The sequence below is a fragment of the Lysinibacillus sp. VIII_CA genome (assembly GCF_049943995.1).
GTDB classification, from domain to species: Bacteria; Bacillota; Bacilli; order Bacillales_A; family Planococcaceae; genus Lysinibacillus; species Lysinibacillus pinottii.
In genome coordinates this window covers 326,201-352,678 of sequence record NZ_JBNFXM010000001.1, presented here as the reverse complement: position 1 = coordinate 352,678, position 26,478 = coordinate 326,201, and the positions used below count along the sequence as shown (strand labels likewise).

General features: G+C 37.5%; 22 protein-coding genes. 14 read left to right on the top strand and 8 right to left on the bottom strand.

Annotated features, from left to right (window positions below):
* Nucleotide 1 precedes the first annotated feature (1 nt).
* Genes ACP3VS_RS01760 through pyrE form a run of 4 tightly spaced genes read left to right on the top strand, consistent with a single transcriptional unit; the run spans nt 2 to nt 3,020 of the window.
* Nucleotides 2-775, top strand: a complete 774-nt coding sequence (locus ACP3VS_RS01760; RefSeq protein ID WP_012293188.1) for a dihydroorotate dehydrogenase electron transfer subunit — start codon at nt 2-4, stop codon at nt 773-775.
* A complete protein-coding gene (locus ACP3VS_RS01755) occupies nt 772-1,683 on the top strand; it encodes a dihydroorotate dehydrogenase (protein ID WP_031418936.1) in 912 nt (303 codons plus the stop codon). The genes ACP3VS_RS01760 and ACP3VS_RS01755 overlap by 4 nt, the downstream gene beginning before the upstream one ends.
* Nucleotides 1,683-2,387 carry an orotidine-5'-phosphate decarboxylase gene (gene pyrF, locus ACP3VS_RS01750; protein ID WP_036167383.1) on the top strand — a complete coding sequence of 235 codons (705 nt, stop codon included), beginning with the start codon at nt 1,683-1,685 and terminating at the stop codon, nt 2,385-2,387. The genes ACP3VS_RS01755 and pyrF overlap by 1 nt, the downstream gene beginning before the upstream one ends.
* A gap of 3 nt (nt 2,388-2,390) precedes the next feature.
* On the top strand, nt 2,391-3,020 hold the full coding sequence (pyrE, locus tag ACP3VS_RS01745) for an orotate phosphoribosyltransferase (RefSeq protein ID WP_031418938.1): 630 nt from the start codon (nt 2,391-2,393) through the stop codon (nt 3,018-3,020).
* Nucleotides 3,021-3,093: 73 nt separating this feature from the next.
* Here the strand turns inward: pyrE and ACP3VS_RS01740 are convergent, their stop codons facing one another.
* The gene (locus tag ACP3VS_RS01740; RefSeq protein ID WP_012293191.1) at nt 3,094-3,882 is read right to left on the bottom strand and encodes an MBL fold metallo-hydrolase; all 789 of its coding nucleotides are present in this window, start codon (nt 3,880-3,882) and stop codon (nt 3,094-3,096) included.
* A 744-nt stretch (nt 3,883-4,626) separates the two neighbouring features.
* Between ACP3VS_RS01740 and ACP3VS_RS01735 the strand changes: the two genes are divergently transcribed.
* From ACP3VS_RS01735 to ACP3VS_RS01715, 5 genes are read left to right on the top strand one after another with little or no spacing between them, the layout of a single operon-like run.
* Nucleotides 4,627-5,640: an ABC transporter ATP-binding protein gene (locus ACP3VS_RS01735; protein WP_197223839.1), complete on the top strand. Its 1,014-nt coding sequence runs from the start codon at nt 4,627-4,629 to the stop codon at nt 5,638-5,640.
* On the top strand, nt 5,637-6,572 hold the full coding sequence (locus ACP3VS_RS01730) for an ATP-binding cassette domain-containing protein (protein ID WP_012293193.1): 936 nt from the start codon (nt 5,637-5,639) through the stop codon (nt 6,570-6,572). Before ACP3VS_RS01735 ends, ACP3VS_RS01730 begins: the two co-directional genes overlap by 4 nt.
* A 1-nt stretch (nt 6,573) precedes the next feature.
* Complete coding sequence (gene opp4B, locus ACP3VS_RS01725) at nt 6,574-7,536, top strand: oligopeptide ABC transporter permease (RefSeq protein WP_031418940.1); 963 nt, start codon at nt 6,574-6,576, stop codon at nt 7,534-7,536.
* Nucleotides 7,537-7,571: 35 nt separating this feature from the next.
* A complete protein-coding gene (locus ACP3VS_RS01720) occupies nt 7,572-8,471 on the top strand; it encodes an ABC transporter permease (protein WP_036167386.1) in 900 nt (299 codons plus the stop codon).
* 16 nt (nt 8,472-8,487) lie between these two features.
* Nucleotides 8,488-10,317, top strand: coding sequence for an oligopeptide ABC transporter substrate-binding protein (locus ACP3VS_RS01715; RefSeq protein WP_031418944.1), 1,830 nt, complete (start codon nt 8,488-8,490; stop codon nt 10,315-10,317).
* A gap of 439 nt (nt 10,318-10,756) precedes the next feature.
* On the opposite strand, the gene ACP3VS_RS01710 is transcribed toward ACP3VS_RS01715, so the two are convergent.
* The 7 genes from ACP3VS_RS01710 to ACP3VS_RS01680 form a co-directional block, all read right to left on the bottom strand.
* Complete coding sequence (locus ACP3VS_RS01710; protein WP_012293197.1) at nt 10,757-11,683, bottom strand: ABC transporter ATP-binding protein; 927 nt, start codon at nt 11,681-11,683, stop codon at nt 10,757-10,759.
* The gene (locus ACP3VS_RS01705; protein ID WP_025113882.1) at nt 11,676-12,731 is read right to left on the bottom strand and encodes an ABC transporter ATP-binding protein; all 1,056 of its coding nucleotides are present in this window, start codon (nt 12,729-12,731) and stop codon (nt 11,676-11,678) included. Before ACP3VS_RS01705 ends, ACP3VS_RS01710 begins: the two co-directional genes overlap by 8 nt.
* Before the next feature lie 13 nt (nt 12,732-12,744).
* Complete coding sequence (locus ACP3VS_RS01700) at nt 12,745-13,665, bottom strand: ABC transporter permease (protein WP_012293199.1); 921 nt, start codon at nt 13,663-13,665, stop codon at nt 12,745-12,747.
* Entirely contained in the window at nt 13,665-14,594 is a 930-nt protein-coding gene (locus ACP3VS_RS01695; RefSeq protein WP_031418948.1) for an ABC transporter permease, read from the bottom strand. The genes ACP3VS_RS01700 and ACP3VS_RS01695 overlap by 1 nt, the downstream gene beginning before the upstream one ends.
* A gap of 132 nt (nt 14,595-14,726) precedes the next feature.
* Nucleotides 14,727-16,385 carry a peptide ABC transporter substrate-binding protein gene (locus ACP3VS_RS01690; RefSeq protein WP_012293201.1) on the bottom strand — a complete coding sequence of 553 codons (1,659 nt, stop codon included), beginning with the start codon at nt 16,383-16,385 and terminating at the stop codon, nt 14,727-14,729.
* 909 nt (nt 16,386-17,294) lie between these two features.
* Nucleotides 17,295-18,980, bottom strand: a complete 1,686-nt coding sequence (locus tag ACP3VS_RS01685) for a methyl-accepting chemotaxis protein (protein WP_207889696.1) — start codon at nt 18,978-18,980, stop codon at nt 17,295-17,297.
* A gap of 252 nt (nt 18,981-19,232) precedes the next feature.
* Nucleotides 19,233-20,927, bottom strand: coding sequence for an Rqc2 family fibronectin-binding protein (locus tag ACP3VS_RS01680; protein WP_099805127.1), 1,695 nt, complete (start codon nt 20,925-20,927; stop codon nt 19,233-19,235).
* 258 nt (nt 20,928-21,185) lie between these two features.
* On the opposite strand from ACP3VS_RS01680, the gene ACP3VS_RS01675 reads away from it, so the two are divergent.
* From ACP3VS_RS01675 to priA, 5 genes are all read left to right on the top strand, one after another.
* Nucleotides 21,186-22,061 (top strand): YicC/YloC family endoribonuclease, encoded by an 876-nt coding sequence (locus ACP3VS_RS01675; RefSeq protein WP_031418953.1) that lies wholly within the window; start codon nt 21,186-21,188, stop codon nt 22,059-22,061.
* Nucleotides 22,062-22,104: 43 nt separating this feature from the next.
* Nucleotides 22,105-22,722, top strand: a complete 618-nt coding sequence (gene gmk / locus ACP3VS_RS01670; protein ID WP_008173787.1) for a guanylate kinase — start codon at nt 22,105-22,107, stop codon at nt 22,720-22,722.
* Between the two features lie 3 nt (nt 22,723-22,725).
* Nucleotides 22,726-22,953 carry a DNA-directed RNA polymerase subunit omega gene (rpoZ, locus tag ACP3VS_RS01665; RefSeq protein WP_008173785.1) on the top strand — a complete coding sequence of 76 codons (228 nt, stop codon included), beginning with the start codon at nt 22,726-22,728 and terminating at the stop codon, nt 22,951-22,953.
* Between the two features lie 100 nt (nt 22,954-23,053).
* Nucleotides 23,054-24,064: a bifunctional phosphopantothenoylcysteine decarboxylase/phosphopantothenate--cysteine ligase CoaBC gene (gene coaBC, locus ACP3VS_RS01660; RefSeq protein ID WP_198694736.1), complete on the top strand. Its 1,011-nt coding sequence runs from the start codon at nt 23,054-23,056 to the stop codon at nt 24,062-24,064.
* Nucleotides 24,061-26,472, top strand: coding sequence for a primosomal protein N' (priA, locus tag ACP3VS_RS01655; protein ID WP_416277488.1), 2,412 nt, complete (start codon nt 24,061-24,063; stop codon nt 26,470-26,472). The genes coaBC and priA overlap by 4 nt, the downstream gene beginning before the upstream one ends.
* The last annotated feature ends 6 nt before the right edge of the window (nt 26,473-26,478 follow it).

Genomic DNA, 26,478 nt, shown 5'->3' with positions numbered 1-26,478 from the left:
TATGATACGTCAAGAGAAAATGAGGGTCGTCTCCCAAAAGCAAATTGCGACAAACATTTTCGAACTGACACTTCATGGTGAACTGGTTCAGGATATGACTCCTGGCCAGTTTGTCCATGTAAAGGTGTCGGATTCGTTGGAGCCGCTTTTACGTCGACCAATTAGTATTGCAAATATAGATAAAGATAACAATGAATTTACAATGATTTATCGTGCTGAGGGTCGTGGTACCAAAGTATTAGCAACAAATCGTGAAGGTCAACAGGTCAATGTCCTCGGACCAATTGGAAATGGTTTCCCAGTAGATGCAGTAAAAGAGGGAGGAACAGCTCTACTAGTCGGAGGGGGAATCGGAGTGCCTCCACTACATGAGCTTTCCAAGCAATTAAACGCACGTGGTGTTAAAACAATACATGTGCTTGGCTTTCAAACGGAAGATGTATGCTTCTATGAAGAGGAATTCAGCGCCCTTGGGGAAACGCATTATGTAACGGTTGACGGCTCTAAAGGAACCAAAGGCTTTGTGACAAATGTGTTAGAGTCTCGAGCACCTGAATTTGATGTCTTTTATTCTTGCGGTCCTCTCCCAATGTTAAAAGCACTTGAAGGCTTCTATCCAGAAAAAGAAGGTTATTTATCATTTGAAGAGCGTATGGGCTGTGGTATTGGTGCTTGTTTTGCATGTGTCTGCAAAACAACCGATCAAATAGCAAAAGACTATGTCAAAGTATGCTCTGATGGTCCAGTTTTCCCGAAAGGTACGGTGGCATTATGAGTCGTTTAAACATTCAATTACCAGGTTTAGATTTAAAAAACCCTATTATGCCTGCTTCCGGTTGCTTTGGTTTTGGACGTGAATATGCACAGCTTTACGATCTATCCAAGCTAGGGGCAATAATGATTAAAGCAACAACAGTTGAAACTCGTGCAGGTAATCCAACGCCGCGTGTGGCTGAAACAGCAGCAGGGATGTTAAATGCAATTGGGCTACAAAATCCTGGCATTGAAAAAGTGATGAATGAGGAATTGAAATTTTTAGAGGGCTATGATGTACCAATTATCGCCAATGTGGCTGGAACAGAGACTGCAGATTATGTAGAAGTAGCGAGACGTATTTCAGCAGCACCTAATGTCCAAGCTTTGGAGCTGAATATTTCATGTCCAAATGTTAAATGTGGTGGCATTCAATTTGGGACAGATCCAGACACAGCACGTGAGCTTGTCAAGGCGGTTAAAGCTGTATCCACTGTTCCTGTTTATGTGAAGCTATCACCGAATGTAACAAATATCGTAGACATTGCTTTAGCTGTCGAAGCGGGTGGCGCGGATGGCATAACAATGATTAACACTTTAGTAGGTATGCGTTTAGATGAGCGGACAGGGAAACCAGTCATCGCAAATGGCACAGGTGGTTTATCGGGTCCTGCTGTAAAGCCCATTGCCATCCGAATGGTTTATGAGGTGTACAAGGCTGTTAATATTCCGATAATTGGCATGGGTGGTGTGACAGAAGCACAGGATGTCATTGATTTTATGTCGGCAGGTGCTTCAGCTGTGGCAATAGGAACTGCAAATTTTGTGGACCACTTCGTTTGCCCAAATATTATTGATGATTTACCAGCAAAACTTGACGCACTTGAGGTAGAACATATAACAGATATTATTGGAAGGAGCCATCGTTGATGAATACTAAGCCTATACTAGCATTAGATTTTCCAGGAGAAAAAGAAGTATTCGATTTCTTAAAGCACTTCCATGAGCCTCTTTTCGTGAAAATTGGAATGGAATTATATATGCAAGAAGGGCCTGATATTGTACGCAAAGTAAAAGAGTTAGGTCATGATGTTTTCCTTGATTTAAAACTACATGATATCCCGAATACAGTAGGCTCTGCTATGAAGGGCTTAGCCAAACTAGGAGTGAATTTAGTAAATGTCCATGCGGCAGGTGGACGTCCAATGATGGAGGCTGCCCTAGAGGGTCTAGAAGCAGGAACACCTGTAGGCAAAGAACGTCCAGCATTAATTGCTGTAACACAATTAACATCCACAACAGAGGAGCAAATGCAGACGGAGCAAAGAATTGCTTTATCCTTACAGGAGTCTGTTCTACATTATGCACGTCTAACAAAACAAGCTGCCTTACAGGGTGTCGTTTGTTCGGTACATGAGGCTAAGGCAATAGCTGAAGTGTGTGGAGAGGATTTTCTTCGGGTAACACCAGGAATTCGTCTAGCCGGTGGCGCTGCACACGATCAAAAACGTATTGCCACACCGGATGGAGCAAAACGTGAAGGTTCGTCACTCATCGTTGTTGGACGTGCTGTAACAGGTGCACAGGATCCAGTAGCGGCATATAAAATCGTAAGTGAATTATGGGAGGCATAAATGATGACATTACAGAATGAAATTGCACACGCTATGCTAAAGGTGGGTGCTGTAGAATTAAATCCAACAGAATTATTTACATGGGCATCTGGTATAAAATCACCTATTTACTGTGATACACGTTTAACAATCTCTGACCCTGTTATTCGTAAACAACTTGCGACTGGCTTAGCAGCTGTAATTAAAGAGCATTTTGGAGCGACTGAAATAGTAGCTGGTACAGCAACAGCAGGTATCCCACATGCAGCATGGGTAAGTGATATTTTAGAATTACCAATGGTCTATGTACGCTCTAAAGCGAAAGAACATGGCCGTGGCAATCAAATTGAAGGAAAATACGCAGCGGGCCAAAAAGTAGTTGTGGTGGAGGATATCGTTTCTACTGGTGGTTCTTCCATTACAGCAGTTGAAGCATTGCGTGCAGCAGGCTGTGAAGTACTAGGAGTTGTTTGTGTCTACACATATAATCTTCCACGAGCTGAACAAGCATTTGATGAAGCTGGCATCCAATATGTCTCCTTAACTAATTTCGATTATCTGATTGAGGCAGCAAATGAATCAGGTGCTATTAGAGAAGAAGATATTCCATTCTTAAAAGAGTGGCATGCGAAATTAAAGGCAGGAGAGCTATAATAAAAAGCTGTTCTACTGGTTATTTGACCTGTAGAACAGCTTTTTTCTTCCTATTTAAATAGGGAGAGGTTATTTAAAATTGAATACTAAAGCCATTAAAACGATGTATACCTGTCCCAAAATGTACTAGATTATTTTTTCGAAGTGTAATAACTGCCTTTTTTACCTCTAATAAGATAGAAGGGTCAAGACCTAATGTGTGATGAGAACCGAAAATTTTCGTAAGCGAAGATAAGTTAGCTATTTTTTCTAAAGATTGGACTAAATCCTCGGGGCTAGTAGTTGGAAAAAATGCATAAATAGGTGCTTGATCATATAGTAAGTCCCCAGTAAACAAATAGCCATATTTATGATCCAAAAGAGCAATATGGCCAGGAGAATGCCCTGGTGTGTGGAGTATAGATAATTTTCGGTTCCCTATATCTATAATATCACCATCTTCTAAAACACCAGAAGGCTGTCCCTGAAAAGGCTTGTAGTCCGAAGGATTAAACGTTTTAGGTGTAGGTATCGTAATATTACGGCCAACATCCGTTCTAATCTGTTCGATAGATAATTTAGGGATACCATGGATTAGCCAATCAACTTCATCTTTATGAACATAAATATCATCAAACGCTCCGTGACTGCCAATATGATCCCAATGAACATGTGTTGTAATCACAGAAATGGGCAAAGAGGTTAATTGTTTACTAATCCTTTGAATATTATCAATCCCAAGACCTGTATCAATAAGAACAGCTTGTTTCTCCCCAAGCAATAAAAAGGAATGCACCTTTTCCCAATGACCATATTCACTTATAGCATACGTTTCATTATTGATTTCCTCTACAGTAAACCATGCATCATTAATTTTTGCCATGACAGCCAACCTTTCCTTATGTTGAAATGAAAAATAATATAATAAAACTTTGTCATTGGAAATTTTAACATAAAATCATGTAATTTCCTTTTAAAATATTCTAAATAGTATTTCTATATTGAATATTAAAGAAAAATTCGGCAATTAGGAATAATTAAGAAGTATGGTAGATAGCTATAAACTAAAAGCTTTAAATTGTTTTCTTAAAGTAATTTGAAATATTAGCACTTCAACGTCCAAAATTATTCATTGAAAATAAAAATGTGTGAAATATAATTTTTCTATAAAAGTTAATTTGTTATTTTTTGCTATAAAACACTCATTTATTTGAGTTTAACTGTGTTTTATTTGTAAAAGTAAATTTGTGGTATGAATTTTTTTGTTATATTTGAATAATTTATTTTTGTATAAATTATAACTTTGTAAAGATAAAGTAAAATATTTCTTAAAACGAAAATATAAAACGAGCATTTTTTAGAGGGAGATGTCTGGTGGAAATTTATAAGCTGGATTGAAATAATTTGAAAAAGGGACTTGCGTTTATACATGTTTTCTAGCTAAAATAATAGCACAGTTTAATTTTCAGATAATTCTATCAGCAACTGACGAGTTGAAGGCGAAAAAATTATTAAAATCATACTTGCCAATATAAAAATGAGGGGAGAAGAGAGAAAAACTAAATATGATTCTGATATAAAGTATCGTTTGTATTTTCAGAATATTGAATTATAGAGGAGAGATTGTTTGAATACAGCAAAAGACTTACTAACAATAACAAATTTGACTACAAGTTTTCGCATAAAAGATACATACCACGCTGCTGTAGATGATGTCTCACTTTCGCTTCAAAAAAATGAGGTATTAGCAATAGTTGGAGAATCAGGTTGTGGTAAAAGTACGTTAGCGACTACTATTGTAGGTTTGCACAATGAGGTTAATACAAAGGTTACTGGTGATATCTTTTATAATAATCAAAATTTAGCAAAATTGAATGACCAACAATTTAATAACTTACGTGGTAATGACATTGGGTTTATTTTTCAGGACCCACTATCAGCACTTAACCCTTTAATGAGAATAAGCGAACAAATTGAAGAAGGGTTAATCTATCATACAAAGCTTTCAAAACAACAGCGAAGTGAAAGAGTATTAGAACTACTCAATCAAGTTGGAATTGCAAATCCAGAACGCGTAGCTAGACAATTTCCTCATCAGCTATCGGGGGGGATGCGTCAGCGTGTCATGATTGCGATTGCCCTATCATGTAAGCCAGCTATATTAATTGCTGATGAACCAACAACAGCATTAGATGTTACCATTCAGGCCCAAATTTTGGACCTGTTAAAAGCATTACAGACTGAGACAGAGACAGGCATTATTCTCATTACGCATGATTTAGGCGTTGTAGCAGAGATGGCTGATCGTGTTGTAGTTATGTATGCAGGTGAAGTAGTGGAGGAGGCACCGGTTCAGGAATTATTCAATAATCCAAGGCACCCTTACACGCGTTCACTATTAAATTCAATTCCACAAACACATAGCGAAAATGAAAGACTCGAGGTTATTCAAGGGATGGTACCATCTTTAATCAATTTACCTCGAGAAGGTTGTCGTTTTTCAGGACGTATTCCGTGGATTGATGCATCTTCACACGAAGCAAAACCACAATTACATGAAATTGCACCAGGACATTTTGTGAGATGTACCTGCTGGAAACACTTTCATTTCGAAGGTGAAGAAGGGGGCGGGGCTGTATGAGCTTTATGCAAATAAAAGATTTAAGTGTTCATTACCCAATACGTGGAGGATTTTTTAATACCGTTGTTGATCGCGTATATGCAGTGGACGGTGTAACAATGGAGTTCGAAAAGGGCAAGACGTATGGGCTAGTAGGAGAATCAGGATCAGGTAAATCAACAACAGGAAAAGCAATCATAGGTCTAGAAAAGATCACCTCTGGTCAAATTTTTTATGAGGGTGAAAATGTGACAAACCAACAGAGAAAACGTGATTCTGCCTATAACAGAGACATACAAATGATTTTCCAAGACTCTCATTCTAGTATGAATCCTAGAAAACGTGTTCTCGATATTCTAGCAGAGCCTATTCGGAATTTTATGAAGCTCAGTGATCAAGAGGAACGCAAACGTATTAAAGAGCTACTTGCTATTGTTGGGATGTCGGAAGATGTTTTACTAAAATATCCCCATGAATTTTCGGGTGGCCAAAAGCAACGTCTGGGCATTGCGCGAGCGGTTGCTTGTAACCCTAAAATGATTATTGCAGACGAACCTGTTTCAGCGCTAGATCTATCAGTACAGGCACAAGTATTGAATTTCATGAAAGATATTCAAAATGAGTATGGACTTACATACTTATTCATTTCCCATGATTTAGGCGTTGTTAAACATATGTGTGATCATATTTCGATTATGTACAAAGGACGCTTTGTGGAAACTGGTACAAGACATGATATTTATAAGAATCCGCAGCATATATACACGAACCGCCTTTTATCAGCCATTCCAAATATCGAACCAGAGACTAGGAATGAGCGTAAATTAATTCGACAGCAGGTAGAAGGAAATTATCAACAAGAGCAACATAAATACTATGATGAGCATGGAAAAGTCTATCCACTGAAATCCATTTCAGACACACATATGGTTGCAATGTCAGGAGGAATGTGAAATGTGGAAAACAATTGCTAGAAGAATAGTTTTAATGATTCCTCAAATGTTTGTGCTAAGCTTAATTATTTTTATCTTAGCGAAACAAATGCCAGGTGATCCTTTTACAGGGTTAATTACACCAGAAACAGACCCTGCACGTATTGAAGAACTTAGAATTCAAGCGGGTTATTATGATCCATGGTATGTACAATATTACCATTGGGTGATCAATGCCTTTCAGGGAGATTTTGGACAAAGCTATACATATAAACTTGCAGTGTCCTCATTGATTGGCGAGCGTGCATTAAACACTTTTTGGCTTGCCCTACTTAGCACCATTCTTGTTTATTTAATTGCTATTCCATTAGGAATGATAGCTGGACGTAAGCAGGATACATTGTATGATAAGTCGATTACTCTGTATAGCTTTATAAGCTATGCAATACCAACTTTTGTATTGGGCTTAATTTTCTTATATATCTTTGGATATCGTTTAATGTGGTTTCCGACGAGTGGAACAGTCGATGTAGGGATAGAACCCGGAACGCTCGAGTATTATTGGAATCGCTTGTATCATTTAATATTACCTGCAATGACGTATGCCATTTTAGCGACAACGACGATTATTCAATACTTACGTTCAGAAATTATTGATGCCAAGACACAGGATTATGTTAAGACAGCACGTAGTAAAGGTGTACCAATGAAAATCATCTACAGAAGACATATTTTCCGTAACTCTTTATTACCTATTGCGGCCTTCCTTGGCTTTACAATTACAGGTTTATTAGGCGGCTCGATTTTCATAGAGACAATTTTTGGCTTCCCGGGCATGGGGCAATTATTCATCCATTCCGTAACAAGTCGTGATTATAGTGTTATTACAGCTCTTGTTATGCTTTATGGCTTCTTGGCGTTATTAGGTAGTCTATTGTCAGATATAATTATGAGCATTGTTGATCCACGTATCCGCATAGACTAACAGTTACATTGAACGCATAAGGAGAGGTGAATAAAATGGAGCAAAAAAATGATGTAGTAAAAGTTGAAAATATGCCACCAACAGGGATTCAAGTCGTTATTCGTGAATTCAGAAAAGATAAATTAGCATTATTGTCATTTATTGGAATTACTTTACTTATAATTGTAATATTAATTATGTCCGCATTTATGAATCAGGATGAAATATTACGAATAAAATTATTAGAGCGTTTTACAGAGCCTGGTGTTAATGGATATATTCTTGGGGCTGATGAAGCGGGTCGTGATATGTATGGACAGCTTATTATCGGTGCGAAAAATTCTATTTTAATTGCAGTTGCTATTACGCTTATTGCGAATGCCTTAGGGATTGCCCTCGGCATTATAATGGGCTATTACGGCGGCTTTATCGATAATTTATTTATGCGTATCATTGATTTCCTTATGACATTACCGACATTAATGATCATCATTGTATTAGTTACAATTATTCCGAAATATGGTGTTTTTGAGTTGATTTTGATTTTAAGTGCCTTTCAATGGATAAGCACTGCGCGCCTCGTTCGAAGTAAAGCTTTATCCGAAGGGCGTAGAGATTATGTGAGTGCCTCGAAAACAATGGGGACTAGTGATTTTGCCATTATGTTTAAAGGGATACTACCAAATTTAAGCTCGTTGCTAATAGTAGAATTAACGTTAAACTTTGCAGGGAATGTTGGTATTGAAACGGGTCTATCGTTCTTAGGCTTTGGTTTACCGCCGTCAACACCTAGCTTAGGGACATTAGTAAGCTATGCAACAAATCCGGTAGTATTATCTTCAAAATGGTGGATTTGGTTGCCCGCATCATTATTAATTTTAGTTTTGATGCTTGGTATAAATTATGTCGGTCAAGCGTTAAGACGTGCAGCTGACGCAAAACAACGATTAGGATAAAGGGGAGGATTTACACATGAAGAAAAATTGGTTATTCTTGTCCATTTTATTTGCATTCATGCTAGTTTTAGCAGCCTGCAGTGGTGGAGGCAATGGGTCTGAAAAAGGCGCAGAAACTGATAACAAAGAAAAGTCGGGTGAAACAGAAAAATCCGGCGAGTCTGAAGGTACTAGTGATTCATTATTACCAATGGAAGTAACAAATGAAGGAGACGCAATCCAAGGTGGTACATTACGCGTAGGACTTGTAACAAGCTCTCCGTTCCAAGGTATTTTCAACTGGGAACTATACGAAGATGCTTATGATTCAGAAATTTTAGCCTTTGCGTCTAATGTGCTTTTTGAACAAGATGGAAACTTCCTTGTTACAGACAAAGGTATTGCAAAGTTAGACGTTGATGCTGAAGCAAAAACAGCAACTGTCACAATTCAAGGTGATTATAAATGGTCAGATGGTACACCTTTAACAGCTGATGATCTAATTTTTCCATATGAGCTAATTGGTCATCCAGATTATACAGGTGTTCGTTATGATGATGATTTTAAAAACATTGTAGGAGCAGAAGAATACCATAATGGTAAAGCGGATACAATTTCTGGTATTACAAAAGTTGATGATAAGAGTATTAAAATCCAACTTAAAAAAGTATCACCAGCTATTTACTCCATTGGTGATGGCTTATGGGCATATGCAGAGCCTAAACATCAATTAGAATCTATTCCAGTGAAAGACTTACTTGCTTCAGATGCAGTACGTAAAAATCCAGTAACACTTGGTGCATTTAAAATTGATAAAGTCGTAAATGGTGAGTCTGTACAGTTTGTAGCAAACGAACATTATTTTAAAGGCAAGCCAAAAGTGGATAAAGTAGTACTTGAGGTTGTTCCACCAACTTCAATTGGTGAAGCATTACGTACTGGAAAATATGATATTGCTACATCATACCCAACTAATCAGTATGATAGTATTAAGGATTTACAAAACATAGCATTATTAGGTCGTCCAGAATTATCATATTCTTATATCGGCTTTAAATTAGGAAAATACGATACAACAAATAAAGTAAACGTATTTGATGAAAAGTCAAAAATGAATAGTATTGAATTACGTCAGGCTGTTGCGTTTGCAATGGATGTTGAAGGTGTTGCAGAAAAATTCTATCAAGGATTACGTGAGCGCGGAAATTCTTTAATTCCACCAGTATTTGCATCCTATTATGATGCAACATTAGAAGGCTATAATTATGATCCTGAAAAAGCAAAAGAATTATTAGATAAAGCGGGCTTTAAAGATGTAGATGGTGACGGTATTCGTGAAGATAAAGATGGTAAAAAATTCTCTATTCGATTAGCTTCAATGGCTGGTTCAGAAACAGATGAAGCGATTGTTGAATACTTCCGTCAGAACTGGAAAGAAGTGGGATTAGACGTGCAATTAACAACAGGTCGTCTTATTGAATTCAATGCTTTCTACGATAAAGTTCAAGCAGATGATCCAGAAATCGATATGTATCAAGCTGCATGGGGAACTGGAACAAATCCATCTCCTAAAGGTTTATATGGTGAAGGTGCTGAATTTAACTTTAGCCGCTATGTATCTCCTGAATTAACAAAATTATTAGACGCTATTGACTCAGAAGAGGCTATGGACCAAGATACACGTACAAAGGCTTTCAGAGAGTGGCAAGAATATATGAGTGAAAAAGCAATGGTAGTACCAACTTTCTTCCGTACAGAAATAATTCCTGTTAATAAACGCGTAAAAAACTGGAATGCATCTTATGATAATGGAACTTCTAGTAATCTTCAAACAATTGAATTATTAGCTGATCAACCTATTAAATAGTTTATTATTAATCAAAAAAGCAGCTTTTCTACAAAGAAGAAAAGCTGCTTTTTTAATAATACATCTCATAAAAAAGGGGATACGTATATTACGTTGGAAAAAACATGTAAAGTAAAACGGCAGCCAAATAAGCTGGCTGATAGGTTGAGGCCTTTTAAGTAAAGCTTTTAGCCACATTTAGGAGACGGACACTGCCTGCAAAAGGTGAATTCGGGCTAGATCCATAATAAAACCAAACAAGAAAGAAATAATAGTTTTAATTTGTTTTATCGTTCTTTATTAATATCAGGAATATGTAACCTGATAAAATATAAGTAATATTTTCAATGCTGCATACATATAAATTTATGTACAAACTTATTAGTTATAGAACAAAATGGAGAAATGTAAAGAAAAAACTCCCGCTACAGTAGTAAAACTGTAGACAGGAGTTCGAGTCTTATCGATTATTAACCCAAGTTTTAACTAAATCAGCAGTTCCATATACATAGTGTTGGTCGCCTACTTCATGATACGATGCACTTTCGTCAACCTCCGTATGCTTGTACGGAATACGTTGACGACGTTTCTCAGACATTGGATCAGGAAGTGGGATTGCTGATAATAAAGATTTTGTATACGGGTGAACAGGATGATTGTAAATGTCATCTGCTTTACCGATTTCCATGATTTTACCGCGGTACATTACAGCAATACGATCACTGATGTATTTTACCATCGAAAGGTCATGGGCAATGAACAGATATGTTAAGCCACGTTCTTTTTGAAGTTGTTTTAGTAAGTTAACAACCTGAGCTTGGATCGATACGTCAAGCGCAGAGATTGGCTCATCGGCAATGATAAACTTAGGATCTAAGCTTAGTGCACGGGCAATCCCAATACGTTGACGTTGACCGCCAGAGAATTCATGTGCGTATCGATTCGCGTGCTCTTTGTTTAAACCTACAGCTTCAAGTAACTCTTGAATTTTCCCACGACGTACATTTTTATCCTTGTAAAGGCCATGGATATCAAAGGCTTCACCAATGATTTCACCAGCTGTCATACGAGGATTTAAAGAAGCGTAAGGATCTTGGAAGATCATTTGCATTTGGCGGTTAAAATTCTTTAACTCATTTTTAGATTTTTTTCCATGAACATTTTCCCCATCGAAAACAATCTCGCCACCTGTAATATCATATAATCGAATGATTGAACGACCAGTTGTTGACTTTCCACAACCTGATTCACCTACAAGACCAAGTGTTTCACCTTCATAAACATCGAAGCTAATACCATCTACGGCTTTGATTGGATTACTTGGTGAACCAAAATGCTGCTTTAGGTTTTTAATTTCAAGAATTTTTTTAGCACCAGTTTTAGTCATTTTCTTGTGCCTCCTTTGCTAAATACCCTTCTATACGTTTAGCAACCGCTTCAGGAAGAGGAATCTTTGGTGCATCAGGATGCAATAACCAAGTTTTTGCAAAATGTGTTTCACTTACTTGGAACATTGGTGGTTCTTGTTCATAATCAATGGCCATTGCGAACTCGTTACGTGCTGCAAATGCATCCCCTTTAGGTGGGTTCGTAAGATCTGGTGGTGATCCAGGAATCGTGCGTAATAACTCATCTGTATCATTATCCAAATCAGGCATAGAACCTAGTAGACCCCATGTGTATGGGTGCTTTGGATTATAGAAAATATCATTAACAGTACCATATTCTACAATTTGTCCAGCGTACATTACGGCTACACGATCTGCGATGTTCGCTACAACACCTAAATCGTGTGTAATGAAAATGATAGATGTTTTCGAGTTCTTTTGGATTTCCTTCATTAGCTCTAAAATCTGTGCTTGAATAGTTACGTCTAGGGCTGTTGTTGGCTCATCGGCAATCAGTAGCTTAGGATCAGCTGCAAGGGCGATCGCAATAACAACACGTTGACGCATACCACCTGAAAATTCATGTGGATATTGATTATAACGTTTCTCAGGGAAGGGGATACCTACCTGTGTTAAAAGCTCAATGGCACGTTTTTTTGCATCTACTTTAGAAACTTTTCTATGTTGCAAAATTACTTCAGTTATTTGACGTCCGACCTTCATAGTTGGATTCAAACTTGTCATTGGATCTTGGAAAATCATTGCAATTTCATTTCCGCGTACTTTAGACATTTCTTTATCAGTTAACGGAACTAAATCACGACCATTAAATAAAATTTGCCCTGACTCATAAATACCAGGTGGCTGTGGAATTAGTTTCATTAACGCATTACTCGTAACACTTTTTCCAGAACCTGATTCACCAACTATAGCTAGTGTTTCACCTTCCTTTAAATCAAAGTTAACACCACGTACAGCATGAACAAGCCCTGCATAAGTTTTAAAGTTAATTTTTAAATCTTTTACTTCTAGAATTGTTTTACTCATTTCGGCCACCTCCTTATTTACGTAGTTTTGGATCTAGAGCATCACGTAAGCCGTCACCAACAGCGTTAAACGCAAAGATTGTTAGTGAGATAAATACTGCTGGGAAAATCAAGCGCCATGGTGCATTTGCTATAGCTTTATTACCGTCGGAAGCCATTGTACCCCATGAAGCAGTTGGAGCAGGAACCCCAAGACCAAGGTAACTTAGGAATGACTCAGTGAAGATAGCAGATGGAATTGTTAAAGTCATCGTTACTAAAATGGCACCAAGAGCATTCGGCACTAAGTGTTTAATAATTAAATGTCCTGTACTTGCACCTAATGTGCGAGCAGCAAGAACGTATTCTTGATTTTTAATAGATAATACTTCACCACGAACGATACGTGCCATGTTAATCCATCCAGTGATAGACAAGGCAATAATCATAGGGAATAAACCTGGTTGCATAACAACTAAAAGTACGATTACTACTAAAAGGTAAGGGACAGCTGTTAAAACGTCAGCAATACGCATCATAATATTATCAACGCGACCGCCTGATAAACCTGAAATACTTCCCCAAATAACACCGATAATTAAGTCAATAACCGCCGCAGCAATTCCGATAAATAGGGAGATACGAGCTCCTTCCCAAATACGAACGAAAATATCACGACCAAGGTCATCCGTTCCAAACCAAAATTGTGCAGATGGTGGTGCATTGTAAACACCTAGCTGATCACTTGCTTTATATTGAGATAGCATTGGTGCGAATATAGCCATTAAAATAACAATAATTAAAATAATGATCCCAACAATGGCCATTTTATTATGAGAGAAACGGAGAAATACTTCTTTCCAAAAGGAGACTGATTTGTCAGCTAATTTTTCCGTTGCTTCATGATTACCACCAACAATTTTAAACTTATCTTTTTCAATTTGTTGCTGTGTCATTATTTTTTCGCTCCTTTCAGTTTAATACGCGGATCAATCACACTATATAGAATATCAACGATTAATACCGCAAATAAAAGGATGATGGAATAGAACACTGTCGTACCCATAATGACCGTATAGTCACGGTTTGTAATACTTTGAACGAAGTGTTTACCAAGTCCAGGAATAGCGAAAATTTGCTCTACAATGAAACTACCTGTAACAACCCCAGCTGTTAAGGGACCAATATACGTTACGACTGGTAGTAGGGCATTTCGTAATGTATGGCGGAAAACGATTGTCCATTTACCAATACCTTTCGCACGAGCCATTTTTACATATTCACTATTGTTTTGTTCAAGCATACTTGAACGAGTTAACTTTGCAATAAAGCCCATGTGAGAGAGCGCAATTGCAAAGGCTGGTAATATACTATAAACAAAGCCTTTCCATCCACTGATAGGGAACCAACCAAGCTTAAAGGCTAAGAAATACTGCATTAAACCTGCTAAGATAAATGAAGGTACTGATATACCGAGCACCGCAAAGGACGTTGCCAAATAATCCGGGAACTTATTATGATATAGCGCGGAAACTACGCCAATTAAAACACCGAATCCAATTGCTAATAGCATAGCCTCAATTCCCAATGTTAAAGAAACAGGGAAACTTTCAGAAATCATATCATTTGTAGAACGCGCTTTATATTTCATTGACTCACCGAAATTGAAAGTGGCCGTATCGATTAAATAATCTTTATATTGTATATACCAAGGGTTATTTAATCCATACGTTTCGTTTAACTTCTCCTCGATTTGAGGGGGGAAATTACGTTCACTCGCAAAAGGACTACCAGGAGCGAGACGCATTAAGAAAAACGTAACAGTTACGATGACGAAAAGCGCGAGAAGTATATACATCAGCCTTTTCAAAATATATTTAATCACATAAAACTCCTCCTTCTATTTGTCAATTGTCTGACAAATATATGCCTTCGTATTTTAAAAAGAGCTGACTCGCGCCGTAGGGGCTACGAGGCAGCTCTTCGCTGTAGAGCTAAATAAGCGAAATGTTGTTGATTATTTCTCTACTTTAACCTCTTTAAGAGAGATGTTACCAAGGATGTCTGCCTTCATGTCTTTCACATAATCTTGTACTACAGATAGGTTCGTGTAGTAGTAAATTGGAACAACTGGGAACTCAGAAACAGCAATTGCTTCAGCTTGTTTTAAAAGCTCAAGACGTTTCGCTGGATCTGCTTCTGTATTAGATTGATCTAATAATTTTTTGTATTCTGCATTTTCCCAACCTGTATCATTGTTACCGTTTGCAGCAGTGTCATACATTTCTAAGAATGTATAAGCATCGTTGTAGTCACCAACCCAGCCCATACGGCCAACTTGGTAGTCTAATTGGTTAAGTTTTTCTAGGTAAACTTGCCATTCAGAGTTATCTAGACCTACAGTGATTCCTAGGTTTTTAGTCCAGTTTTCTTGTACGAATTGAGCGATAGCAGCGTGTGCTTCACTAGTGTTGTAAGAAAGATTAATTTTTACATCTGCTGGGTTTGTAATACCAAGTTCTTTCATACCAGCTTCAAGTGCTGCTTTAGCACCTTCGATATCGTTATCTTTGTAGTAACCACGGTCTTCTTCAAAACCATGAACTGCGGTAGGAACCATACCTAATGCAGGTTTTTGCTCACCTTTAGTAACATTATCAATTAAACCTTGTCGATCAACTGCTAATGCTAATGCTTTACGAATGTTAGCGTTTCCAGTGATTTTATCTTTTGTATTTAGCTTGTACCAATATACAGAAGCTTGGTCATTAATATTTAAAGATTTATCAGCTTTAAATCCATCGATAGCATCAAGTGCTACAGATTGGAATGGTGCTCCAAGATAGTCAATTTCTCCACCTTTGAACATTGTTACTGCTGTTGCTTCAGATTCAACCATACCGATATTAACAGTGTCTAAAGCCACTTTATCAGCATCCCAGTACTCTGGGTTTTTCTTTAATACGATTGTATCGTTGTGTCTCCACTCACCTAATGTGAATGGTCCGTTTGTTACAAAGTTTTCACCAGCATCTGTATACCACTCATCATTACCTTCAACTACTTTTTGGTTTAATGGTGCGTATGTTTTGAATGCTGTTAATTCTAAAAAGTAAGGTGTTGGGTTTTCTAAAGTTACTACTAATGTTTTTTCATCTTCAGCTTTAACGCCTACGTCATCAGCAGAACCTTCACCATTATTGTATGCTGTAGCACCTTTAATTGGGTAAAGGATTGAAGCATATTCAGAAAGATTGTCTGGGTTTAATGCCCATTTCCAAGCATATTCGAAGTCACCAGCAACTACTGGATCTCCGTTTGACCATTTAGCATCACGTAATTTAAACGTGTATGTTTTTAAGTCTTCGCTAACTTCCCAGCTTTCAGCTGCAGCTGCAACGGGACGAGCGTCTGCATCAAGCGTTGTTAATCCTTCAAAAGTATTTGTAAGAATAACTCCAGAAGTTGTATCTGTTGCTAATGCAGGATGAAGTGATGGTGGTTCAGAAGCTACCACTACATTTAATTCGCCACCTGAAGCTGTTTCAGATGAACCAGAATCTTTTCCATCGTCTTTTGATTTTTCAGACGAATCTCCACCGAAGCCACATGCAGCAAGTACTAAAGAAAATACTGCAAGAACTGTTAGTAATAAAAACTTTTTGTTTTTATTCATGTGAATCCCCCTTATACAATTTTTAAGCCTTTTGTGAAGCTCCTATTTAATATACCAAAAAAATCATTGTGCACAAAATAAAAAAGATTCAAATTTATATAGTATTATCTGACAAGTAAGAGAATAATAAATTTTTCCGATTTAACATGCTAATGAAATAGAGTGTATGTATAATAAAAATTTGATATTTATCTATTCTGAATATCAAAAATAGAGTAAAAACAAAAAAATGATTTACTATATAGAAAATTCCTATTTTTTCGATAATAATATTAAATTTTGAAAAATGATACAAAAGTCATAGATGTAATACTTTGAGGGAATTGAATAGATTTGTAGAAAATCTAAGCAAAACTAAGTGAATTAGTTTCGTTTGCAGGTAATTTCTTGTAATTTGTGATCTCGAAATATGAATATTTCTATCTATTAATGATATATAAGAAACTTATTTTGTAATTTTCTAGGATTATCCATCTATTAAGCTGAAAAAGAAAGAATAGAGCTAATCTATGAAAAAATGTACCCATACTAAGAAAAAAATGGATTAAATGATAAATCAGTTATACCAAATATATTCTATTGAAATAATTTCCTTGGAGAGAAGTTAGATATTATATATGCACTCAGATTAAGTTTTATTCATGCAAGATAAAGTCTATATAAACCTTGATTACTGTACACTCTTTGCTAATTTAATCCATTTTATTTGTACTGTTTTTTTGAGGATGTCATTTGTCTTACTGGCGAGGATTGATTATGCAAATAATTACTAAAAATCTGATTTTTCAATGTTTAAGTTCTTTATAAATTTCCTGATTGAGGCAGTGTGCTTTGTTGTTCTGAAGGTTTATATAACATAATAAATAAAAAATAGTGCATTCCAGTATAAAGAATGCACCATTTGCTTCATTAAAGTTTAAACTGATTAATTTGTTGCTGTAAATCTAAGGACTTTTCGCTTAGATGCGAGGCAACCTGATTGATTTGTTGCATAGTGATGGTCTGTTCTTTGCTAGCAGCGGCTACTATTTGAGTACTATCTGAGCTAGTCGAAGCGCCGTGAGCAATTTCTGCGACAGAGGCCGCTACTTGTTCTGCGCTAGCTGAAATTTCTTCAGAAGTTGCTGATATATCTTCTATTTGGTCTGTCATTGCATTGATGGCTTTTACGATTGCCTCAAATGCTTGTCCTGCATGTCCAATGATTTTGACACCATCTGCAACTGAATGGAGGCCATCTAAAACAGCTTTTTCTACATTTTGTGTATCCTCTTGAATCTCCTGCGTTAAGACAACGATTTGATTAGCCGATTGTTTGGATTCTTCAGCTAACTTACGGACCTCATCTGCGACAACAGCAAATCCTTTTCCATGCTCACCCGCACGTGCTGCTTCAATGGCAGCGTTGAGTGCCAATAAATTAGTTTGATCAGTAATGGCTGTAATGACAGTTGTAATCTGGCTAATCTCTTCGGATTGTTTACTTAATTTTTGTACAAGGTTGTTGATTATTTGCGTTGAATCATGGATCACATTCATTTGTAGTTGAGCATTCTCTACGGTGCTGTTGCCGTTTGTAGCTAATTCATTTGTTGTTACAGCACTGTGATGAAGTTGTTGTGTAGCTTCTGCTATACGTTGAACACCTACAGCTGTTTCATCCATAGCATGGGCACTTTCATTGGCAGCGACGGTAGCTGCTTTAGCAACATTGGCAGTTTCATTAATACGCACCGTTATTTCATCAGCTGAGGAAGTAATTTCTTCGGTAGAAGCCGAAAGTTCTTCTACTGATGCTGTTAGATGCTCAGCATTGTCTTGAATATGGGTTAATAAATTTTTCAGGTTGCCTTTCATTGAATTAAAGGCCGTTGAAAGTTGACCAATTTCATCTTTAGTGTGGTGAGTCACATCTTGATGGTGTAATTCTCCGATAGCTATTTGGTTTGCCGCATGGACTACCGATTTTAAAGGGCGAGAAATAGTTCGCTGTATATAAACCATCAGGATAATACCAAGGGCAACACCAATAATGATAGCAATAATTGAAATGATTTGAGAGTTGAAAACAGCTTGTTTAGATTCTAGTGTAACCTTTTCAAGTTGTCCCTTTTGATAGTTCGCAATTTTATTGGATATATCCTGAATGCCTTTATTAGCCTGCTGGACTTCACCATTAACCTTTAGCAAAGCTCCTTCTAGGTCACCAGCTTCAAAAAGTGTGAGTGCGTCAGTAGCTGATTTATTAAAAGCATCATTAAAAGTATTTAATTCTTTTGCATATGTATCCATTTCAGAGGAATTTGATTTTTCTTTGATTTCAGCTACATGCTTATCGAGTAAATTTGCATGTTCTGTGAAATTTTTTTTATTTACAGGGTTGTCTTCGATAATAATGGCGCGAATAAAAAGACCTTGCATGGCCATTTCAAATTGAATATCATCTGCTAATTCCACAAGGGCTACGTGAACTTCCAATGCATTCTCAATCTTTTTTTCAATGTTTGAAAATAGTATGAACATAATCATTAACGAAATAATTAACGTGAGAATAATGGTAAAGAAACCGAAACTTAATTTTTTGCCTACAGACATATTGATACGCCCTTTCCAAAATGCTAGTCAATCTTTTATATTTTGATTTTGCTTTGCTAAAAGGTAGAAGTCAATAACTGTAGTAAGAAACAGTTCAGATGATTCATATGTTTTTTTATTGTTAATATAATAAGGAAGATTGTCTGTAAGAAACAATCAAGATGTGGCTGTTTTCATTGTTTTGTAGGACGGATTACGTGTACATAACTTTAAAAAAGAAAAAACCGAGAAAATTTATCTCGGTCTCTATCTTTACGACTGCTTTTTTAATTGTAAAATGAGTGCTTCATCGGGATCGATATACAAAGTTTTTTGTTCGAAGTAAATTACAAAACCGGGTTTTGCCCCATTGGGTTTCTTAACCTGACGAATGTCTGTATAATCCACTGGAACAGAAGAAGATTCTCTTGCCTTCGAAAAATAAGCAGCTAATGTGGCAGCTTCACGTAAAGTTGTTTCATCGGGCTCGCTAGAGTGGATGACAACATGAGAACCTGGAATATCCTTCGTGTGTAACCAGATATCTGTGCGTTTTGCAATTTTAAAAGTCAACATATCATTTTGCTTGTTGTTCTTGCCAACTGAAATGGCTGTACCTGTGGAAGAAATATAGCGTTCGGGTTCAGGTTTCACAGGTTTTTTCTTTTTCTTAGAATGGCGTAGCTTTAAATAGCCCTGTTCGGCAAGTTCTTCACGAATTTCTTCAATATCGCCAGGTGATGCTTGCTGAACTTGTTGTGCTAGCATTTCAAAGTAAGTAATTTCTTCTTGTGTTTTTTCAAGCTGTTGTTGCACCATGATTAATGCATTTTTGGCTTTGGTGTATTTCGTATAATAGCTTTGAGCGTTTTCTATAGGTGTTTTACGTTCACTGACTGGTATCGTAATCTCTTCACTATTTTCGCTGTAGTAATTTATGACTGTAACTTCCTTGACACCCTTTTCAAAAGCATAAATATTAGCCATTAACAGCTCACCATATAACTGAAATTGATCGAGCTTTGAGGCGCGTTCAAAGTCCTTCGTTAGCTTTTTCGTTTTTAAAGACAGTTTATCAATTTCATTTTGTAGCCATCTTTCTAAATCACCTGCTTGCTGCTTAACACGGTCCCGTTCCGCACGTGCAAAGAATACACGATCAAGAAGCTCATGAACATTCGGATAAACTGTAATATCCCCATGTAAGTGGGTTAGTTCAATTGGTGAGAAGTAAGTTTTGTGATTAGCCAATACATACATAGGGCTCGTTCCACCATTAGAAAAACCTGCTATAAATTCTTTGAAACATTGTACTCGATTTAATGATGATGTCATGCGGTACAATAATTCTTCAGCATGAAGAGGTGAAAACCCAGCAAATTGTGTCACGACGTCTTTGGCATTTTTTGTTTCCGCAAAAAATATTGCTAGCTCTTCTTCTGTTACTAGTATGGGATTCCATTTATTTTGCGTTGGTGGAGCTAAGTAAGGCTGGCCTGGTAAAACGGTACGAAAACTATTTACAGATGGAGGCAAGTGCTTTAAACTATCAACAATTTTACCTTGCTCTTTATCAATTAAAAGTAGATTACTATGTCTACCCATAATTTCAGCATGTAGTTGTCTAACTATAGGGTCACCAATTTCATTTTTACTTTCGATTTCTACTATTATAATACGGTCAAACCCAAGCTGTTTAACGGAGGAAATAAATCCACCCTCTAAATGCTTGCGCAGCAGCATACAAAACATAGGGGGTTCTGCTGGATTTTCAATCGTTTGTTCCGTAAGATGCACTCGTGCATAAGAAGAATGAATAGAAAAAAGCAATTTATGATTTTTCCCGTTTGCACGAACATGTAAAACAACCTCTTGAGCGTTAGGTTGGTGTATTTTAGTAATTCGACCTGTGACAAGTTGTTGTAGGTCGGCTGTTATTGAATAGGTAAATAAACCGTCAAATGCCATATGAATTCCTCTTTCCAATGATAACAAGCATCTTGGTACTTTCGTATTTTTTTCTTGTTGCATCTGCATTCGCTTTTTAAGCCTCCGCAAAGCACTAATTGTATGTTTATCATAGCATTTTTTAGGCGAATATTAAAATATAGCTTCAATTGTGGTAGAATTAGCTCTTATTCGATCCAATTTTTTTTGGAGATTCGTCATATTCGATAAAGCTTATGTTATAATATTCCCAGTATGCAAAGAAAGGTGTGACGAACCTTGGTGCGTAGTATGACTGGTTTTGGCAGAGGTGTCACAACAACTAGAGACTTTCAATTAACCGTAGAAATGCGCTCGGTCAACCATCGCTTTTTAGAAATCAATGCTAAATTTCCGAAAGAATGGCTTGAAGCTGAAATTTTTGCAAAGAAATTTATTTCTCAAGCTTTGTCACGCGGAAAAATTGATGTGATGGTATATGTGAAGGACTTAGAAAATGTAGAGCAATCTATTGAGATTAATTGGTCATTAATTGAAGCGTATCGTAAGGCAAAAGAGCAATTAGCAAGTAAAGTACCACTAGAAGAAAAATGGACGATGCAGGAGCTTTTATCGTTAGAGCAAGCACTCGTACAGCAAAAACCACAACTAACACCTGAGGATTTACTTAGTGCTGTTGAACAAGCGATTTCACAGGCGATAGAACAGCTTGTACTTATGCGTGAGCGTGAGGGGCAAGAATTGCAGGAAGTTGTTGTACAATATAAGCAACAGTTAAAAGAACAAGTGAATCAAATACGTTCCTGTTCATCTCTTGCTGTTGAAAAATATCGTACACGATTAGTAGAACGGATTGCAGAAGTTGCAGATGGAACTTTATTAGATGACCGTTTATTAGCAGAAGTAGCGATTTTTGCAGAACGCGTTGACATTTCCGAGGAATTAGACAGATTGGATAGTCATTTTAATCAACTGGAAGAAACGTTACATGAAACGATTTCAGTCGGAAGGAAATTAGACTTTTTAATGCAGGAGATTCATCGTGAAATCAATACGATTGGTTCAAAAAATCAATCTACAGAAGCAGCGGTTGCTGTTGTTCAGGCGAAAACAATTTTAGAAAAGATGCGTGAGCAAGTTCAAAATATCGAATAACTTGCACGTGTCTGTTATAAATTAAGGGAGATATAGAGAATAAATGATAAAAGAACGTGGATTATTAATTGTTCTGTCTGGCCCATCTGGTGTAGGTAAAGGGACAGTGCGAAAAGAATTATTTTCTCAGCCGAATACGAATTATGAGTATTCCATCTCGATGACGACACGAAATCCTCGCGAAGGAGAAATCGATGGTGTAGACTATTTTTTCAAGAAACGAGAAGACTTTGAAACGTTAATTGAACAGGGTGGCTTATTAGAGCATGCTGAATTTGTAGGAAACTACTATGGTACACCATTAGCCTACGTGAATGAAACACTGGATGCAGGTCGCGATGTGTTTTTAGAAATCGAAGTGCAGGGTGCAGCGCAGATTCGTAAAAAAGCACCAGATGCCTTATTTATTTTCTTAGCCCCTCCAAGTTTAACTGAATTAAAAGATCGTTTAGTTGGACGTGGGACGGAAACAGAGGATATCATAGCAAAACGCATTGCTACAGCAAGTGAAGAGCTTGAAATGATGAGCTTATATGATTATGTTGTAGAGAATGATGAAGTGACAAATGCCTGTGATCGTATTAATGCGATTATTAAAGCAGAGCATTGCCGTAGAGAACGTGTTGAAAAAAGATATTTGTCAATGTTGAGAGGAGAATAAACAATGTTATACCCATCAGTAGATGCTTTAAAAAAAGAAATCGATTCAAAATATTCACTAGTGAGCCTTGCTTCAAAACGTGCTCGTCAAATGCAGGAAGAGCAAAATACAGAACGTTTACACAAGTACGTATCTCATAAATACGTAGGAAAAGCACTTGAAGAAGTAGCGGCAGGTGTTCTTACGAAAGTATCACAGGATGAGTCAACTGTGTACGAAGACGAAATCTAACCTCTATGTTAGTCAGCAGTTGATTTGATTATACAGAATGCCGAGAGCTCCCAGGGAATCCTCCTTTGGGAGCTTATCATTTGAAGGGATGACACCTAGCATGAATAAAAATATTTTACTATGTGTTTCAGGCGGGATTGCCGTATATAAAGCTGTTGCTCTTGTTAGCAAGCTATCACAAGCAGGGGCGAACGTAAAAGTGATGATGACAGCCTCTGCCAGACAGTTTGTGAATCCATTAAGCTTTCAAGTGATGTCCAAAAATGATGTTTACTTTGACACGTTTGATGAAAAAGATTCTAGTGTGATTGCCCATATTGATTTAGCGGATTGGGCTGATTTGATTTTAGTTGCACCTGCAACTGCTAATATGATTGGGAAAATGGCCAATGGAATTGCGGATGATATGGTATCAACCACCTTACTAGCTACTACTGCGCCAGTGTGGATAGCACCAGCGATGAATGTACATATGTATGACCATCCAGCAGTAAAGCGTAATCTAGAAAGATTAGCAGCAGATGGCTACCAATTTATTGAGCCTTCGGAAGGATTTTTAGCATGTGGCTATGTTGGAAAGGGGCGCTTAGAGGAGCCTGAAAAAATAACAGCTATTGTACTGGATTTTTTTGCAGCGCCAGCGACAATAAAGCCACTTACAAATAAAACAGTTTTAGTGACAGTTGGTGCCTTGCATGTACCGTTAGATGAGAAGCATGTGATTAGCCCACAAGCCAATGGTCTTATTGGACAGGCTTTGGCTAATGAGGCGAGGGAATTAGGCGCGCACGTTATTCAAATAGAAAATGGTAGTTTGAATGATGTGATGCAACAGCTTGAAGCCTCTAAAAATCAGAACCCAGAAATTATCTTGATACATGCAGCTAATGTACCGACAATGGAGAAAACGCCGCTTATTTCAGTAGAGGGTATCAAGGCTGTCACGTTTGGACAAGAAGTGCTTGGTGAACCCATGCTCAACATTCGATCGGATCGTTGGATAGAATTTAGTGAGGAAGCTCAGTTAAATGGGCGCATAATAGCTACGACTAATCCACAGCAATTTGCCCGCACATTATGGACCCATATTTTAAAGGGTGAGGAGCAATGAGTTTATTGATAGCGGAAGTCATTGTTGACGTCTCAACCTACCATGTCGATCGTCCTTTCGATTATCAAGTACCGCCAGAATGGGAAAATGTAATAGAAATGGGCTGTCGTGTGAAAGTGCCATTTGGTCCTAGAAATGTTTTAGGCTTTGTAGTGGGAATAAAAACTGAAACAGATGTGCCCCTCAATAAATTAAAATCAATCGCTCAAATTTTAGATATGGAACCAGTATTAACAGCGGAAATGCTTCAAATGGCAAAGTGGTTGAAGAATCAAACGATTTGCTATGAAATAGATGCTTTACAAGTAATGTTACCTTCAGCATTACGTGCGAAATATGAAAAAATTGTAAAGCTACATGAAGATCAATCTATACCCAATGAAGTACAGGCGATTTTTGGTAAGCGACAAAAAGCTAATTTTAAAGAGTTTGAACGTGCAGGTTTACTTCCTTTATTAAAGCCATTAGTTGCACAAAATAAGGTGACTATTGATAATGTTGTGAAACAACAGGGTCATGTGAAAGAAATACGGATGGTGAAAATTACTGAAGAGCCTAACGTTATTGATAAAGCGTTAAAGCAATCAACTAGAGCTGTGAAACAACGTCTATTACTAGAATGGATGGAGCGCCATTTAGGGGAGGTTTTGTCACCACAGCAAATTTGTGAGGAGGCAAGAGTCTCTTCTTCAGTTTTAGAGAGCGTTATTGATAAGGGTGCTGCGCAATTTACTCAAGAAGAAGTGTATCGTGACCCGTTTACGAAAGAGGTTTCACGTACGCAAGCCTTACAATTAACAAATGAGCAGGAAATTGCTTTACAAGCCATTAATGGAGCTTTGGAGCAGCAACAAGCGCAAACGTTTTTATTGCATGGCGTAACAGGGAGTGGCAAGACAGAGGTATATTTGCAGGCGATACAAAAAGTGTTGAACGAAGGCAAAGAAGCCATTATGCTCGTACCTGAAATCTCTTTAACGCCTCAAATGACAGAGCGATTCCGTAGTCGTTTTGGAGAAATGGTTGCGGTGATGCATAGTGGATTATCTGTGGGCGAGAAGTATGATGAATGGCGCAAAGTTCAACAAGGGAAGGTGAGAGTCGTCGTTGGGGCTCGTTCAGCAATATTTGCTCCCTTTACGAATATTGGTCTTATTATTTTGGATGAAGAGCATGAGTCAACGTATAAGCAAGAAGACTCACCACGTTATCATGCAAGAGATGTAGCTATTTGGCGTAGTGAATATTATAATTGCCCTGTTATTTTAGGTAGTGCTACACCAGGATTAGAATCTTTTGCAAGAGCTAAAAAGGGTGTTTATACCTTACTTTCATTAAAATTAAGAGCCTTGCATCAGTCCTTACCAACCGTTTTTATTTCAGATATGCGTGAGGAGCTTCGACAAGGAAATCGATCCATGTTTTCGCAATCACTTATAGAAGCAATTCGTATAAGATTAGAGAAAAAAGAGCAAATGGTGTTGTTTTTAAATCGACGAGGTTACTCATCTTTTGTGCTATGTCGGGATTGCGGGACAGTTGTCCAATGTCCCAACTGTGATATTTCTTTAACCTATCATCGTACAACCGAAAAATTGAAATGCCATTACTGCGGCTATGAAGAACATGTGCCTCAAATTTGTCCACAATGTCAAAGTGATCATATACGTTATTTTGGTACTGGCACACAAAAGGTAGAGGAAGAAATATATAAGCTGTTCCCAGAAGCAAGAGTATTGCGTATGGATGTAGATACGACAAAGCATAAAGGTGCACATGAAGAAATATTAGCTGCATTTGGAGAGGGACAAGCTGATATTTTACTTGGCACACAGATGATTGCAAAAGGGCTTGATTTTCCAAATATTACGCTGGTAGGCGTACTTAGCGCTGACACCTCCCTACATTTACCAGATTATCGAGCAGCAGAACGTACATTTCAACTATTAACACAGGTAAGTGGGAGGGCAGGAAGACATGATAAACCCGGAGAGGTAATTATTCAGACCTATACACCAGAGCATTATGCTATCGAGTTAGCTAAAACGCAGGATTATGAGCCATTTTATGAGCGTGAGATGTTTTTACGACGTCGTTCCAGTTACCCACCATATTATTACGTGGCGCTTGTGCAGATTTCTCATGAGGATGTTATGGTGGCTGCTGAATATGCTGGACGAATGGCTGATTGGCTCCGTGGAAATTTATCGAATCAAGTGGCTATTATTGGCCCAACCACGGCAAGTATTGCTCGACTCCAAAATAGATATCGTTATCAATGTTTGATAAAATATAAAATTGAACCAAATCTTATTCCGGTATTACAGCGTCTACTTGCTATGTATCGAGCAGAGTGGATCAAACAAGGAATATTAATGACGGTAGATTTAGATCCGTCTACTATATAAGAGAGT

Excerpts from the sequence above, each read along its gene's own strand:
- ACP3VS_RS01720 (WP_036167386.1), top strand. The coding sequence starts at position 7,572 with ATGGAGCAAAAAAATGATGTAGTAAAAGTTGAAAATATGCCACCAACA.
- ACP3VS_RS01760 (WP_012293188.1), top strand. The coding sequence starts at position 2 with ATGATACGTCAAGAGAAAATGAGGGTCGTCTCCCAAAAGCAAATTGCG.
- priA (WP_416277488.1), top strand. The coding sequence starts at position 24,061 with ATGAGTTTATTGATAGCGGAAGTCATTGTTGACGTCTCAACCTACCAT.
- ACP3VS_RS01700 (WP_012293199.1), bottom strand. The coding sequence starts at position 13,665 with ATGACACAGCAACAAATTGAAAAAGATAAGTTTAAAATTGTTGGTGGT.
- ACP3VS_RS01690 (WP_012293201.1), bottom strand. The coding sequence starts at position 16,385 with ATGAATAAAAACAAAAAGTTTTTATTACTAACAGTTCTTGCAGTATTT.
- ACP3VS_RS01685 (WP_207889696.1), bottom strand. The coding sequence starts at position 18,980 with ATGTCTGTAGGCAAAAAATTAAGTTTCGGTTTCTTTACCATTATTCTC.
- ACP3VS_RS01755 (WP_031418936.1), top strand. The coding sequence starts at position 772 with ATGAGTCGTTTAAACATTCAATTACCAGGTTTAGATTTAAAAAACCCT.
- pyrE (WP_031418938.1), top strand. The coding sequence starts at position 2,391 with ATGACATTACAGAATGAAATTGCACACGCTATGCTAAAGGTGGGTGCT.
- ACP3VS_RS01680 (WP_099805127.1), bottom strand. The coding sequence starts at position 20,927 with ATGGCATTTGACGGTTTATTTACCTATTCAATAACAGCCGACCTACAA.
- ACP3VS_RS01705 (WP_025113882.1), bottom strand. The coding sequence starts at position 12,731 with ATGAGTAAAACAATTCTAGAAGTAAAAGATTTAAAAATTAACTTTAAA.
- opp4B (WP_031418940.1), top strand. The coding sequence starts at position 6,574 with ATGTGGAAAACAATTGCTAGAAGAATAGTTTTAATGATTCCTCAAATG.
- pyrF (WP_036167383.1), top strand. The coding sequence starts at position 1,683 with ATGAATACTAAGCCTATACTAGCATTAGATTTTCCAGGAGAAAAAGAA.
- ACP3VS_RS01710 (WP_012293197.1), bottom strand. The coding sequence starts at position 11,683 with ATGACTAAAACTGGTGCTAAAAAAATTCTTGAAATTAAAAACCTAAAG.
- coaBC (WP_198694736.1), top strand. The coding sequence starts at position 23,054 with ATGAATAAAAATATTTTACTATGTGTTTCAGGCGGGATTGCCGTATAT.
- rpoZ (WP_008173785.1), top strand. The coding sequence starts at position 22,726 with ATGTTATACCCATCAGTAGATGCTTTAAAAAAAGAAATCGATTCAAAA.
- ACP3VS_RS01740 (WP_012293191.1), bottom strand. The coding sequence starts at position 3,882 with ATGGCAAAAATTAATGATGCATGGTTTACTGTAGAGGAAATCAATAAT.
- gmk (WP_008173787.1), top strand. The coding sequence starts at position 22,105 with ATGATAAAAGAACGTGGATTATTAATTGTTCTGTCTGGCCCATCTGGT.
- ACP3VS_RS01730 (WP_012293193.1), top strand. The coding sequence starts at position 5,637 with ATGAGCTTTATGCAAATAAAAGATTTAAGTGTTCATTACCCAATACGT.
- ACP3VS_RS01715 (WP_031418944.1), top strand. The coding sequence starts at position 8,488 with ATGAAGAAAAATTGGTTATTCTTGTCCATTTTATTTGCATTCATGCTA.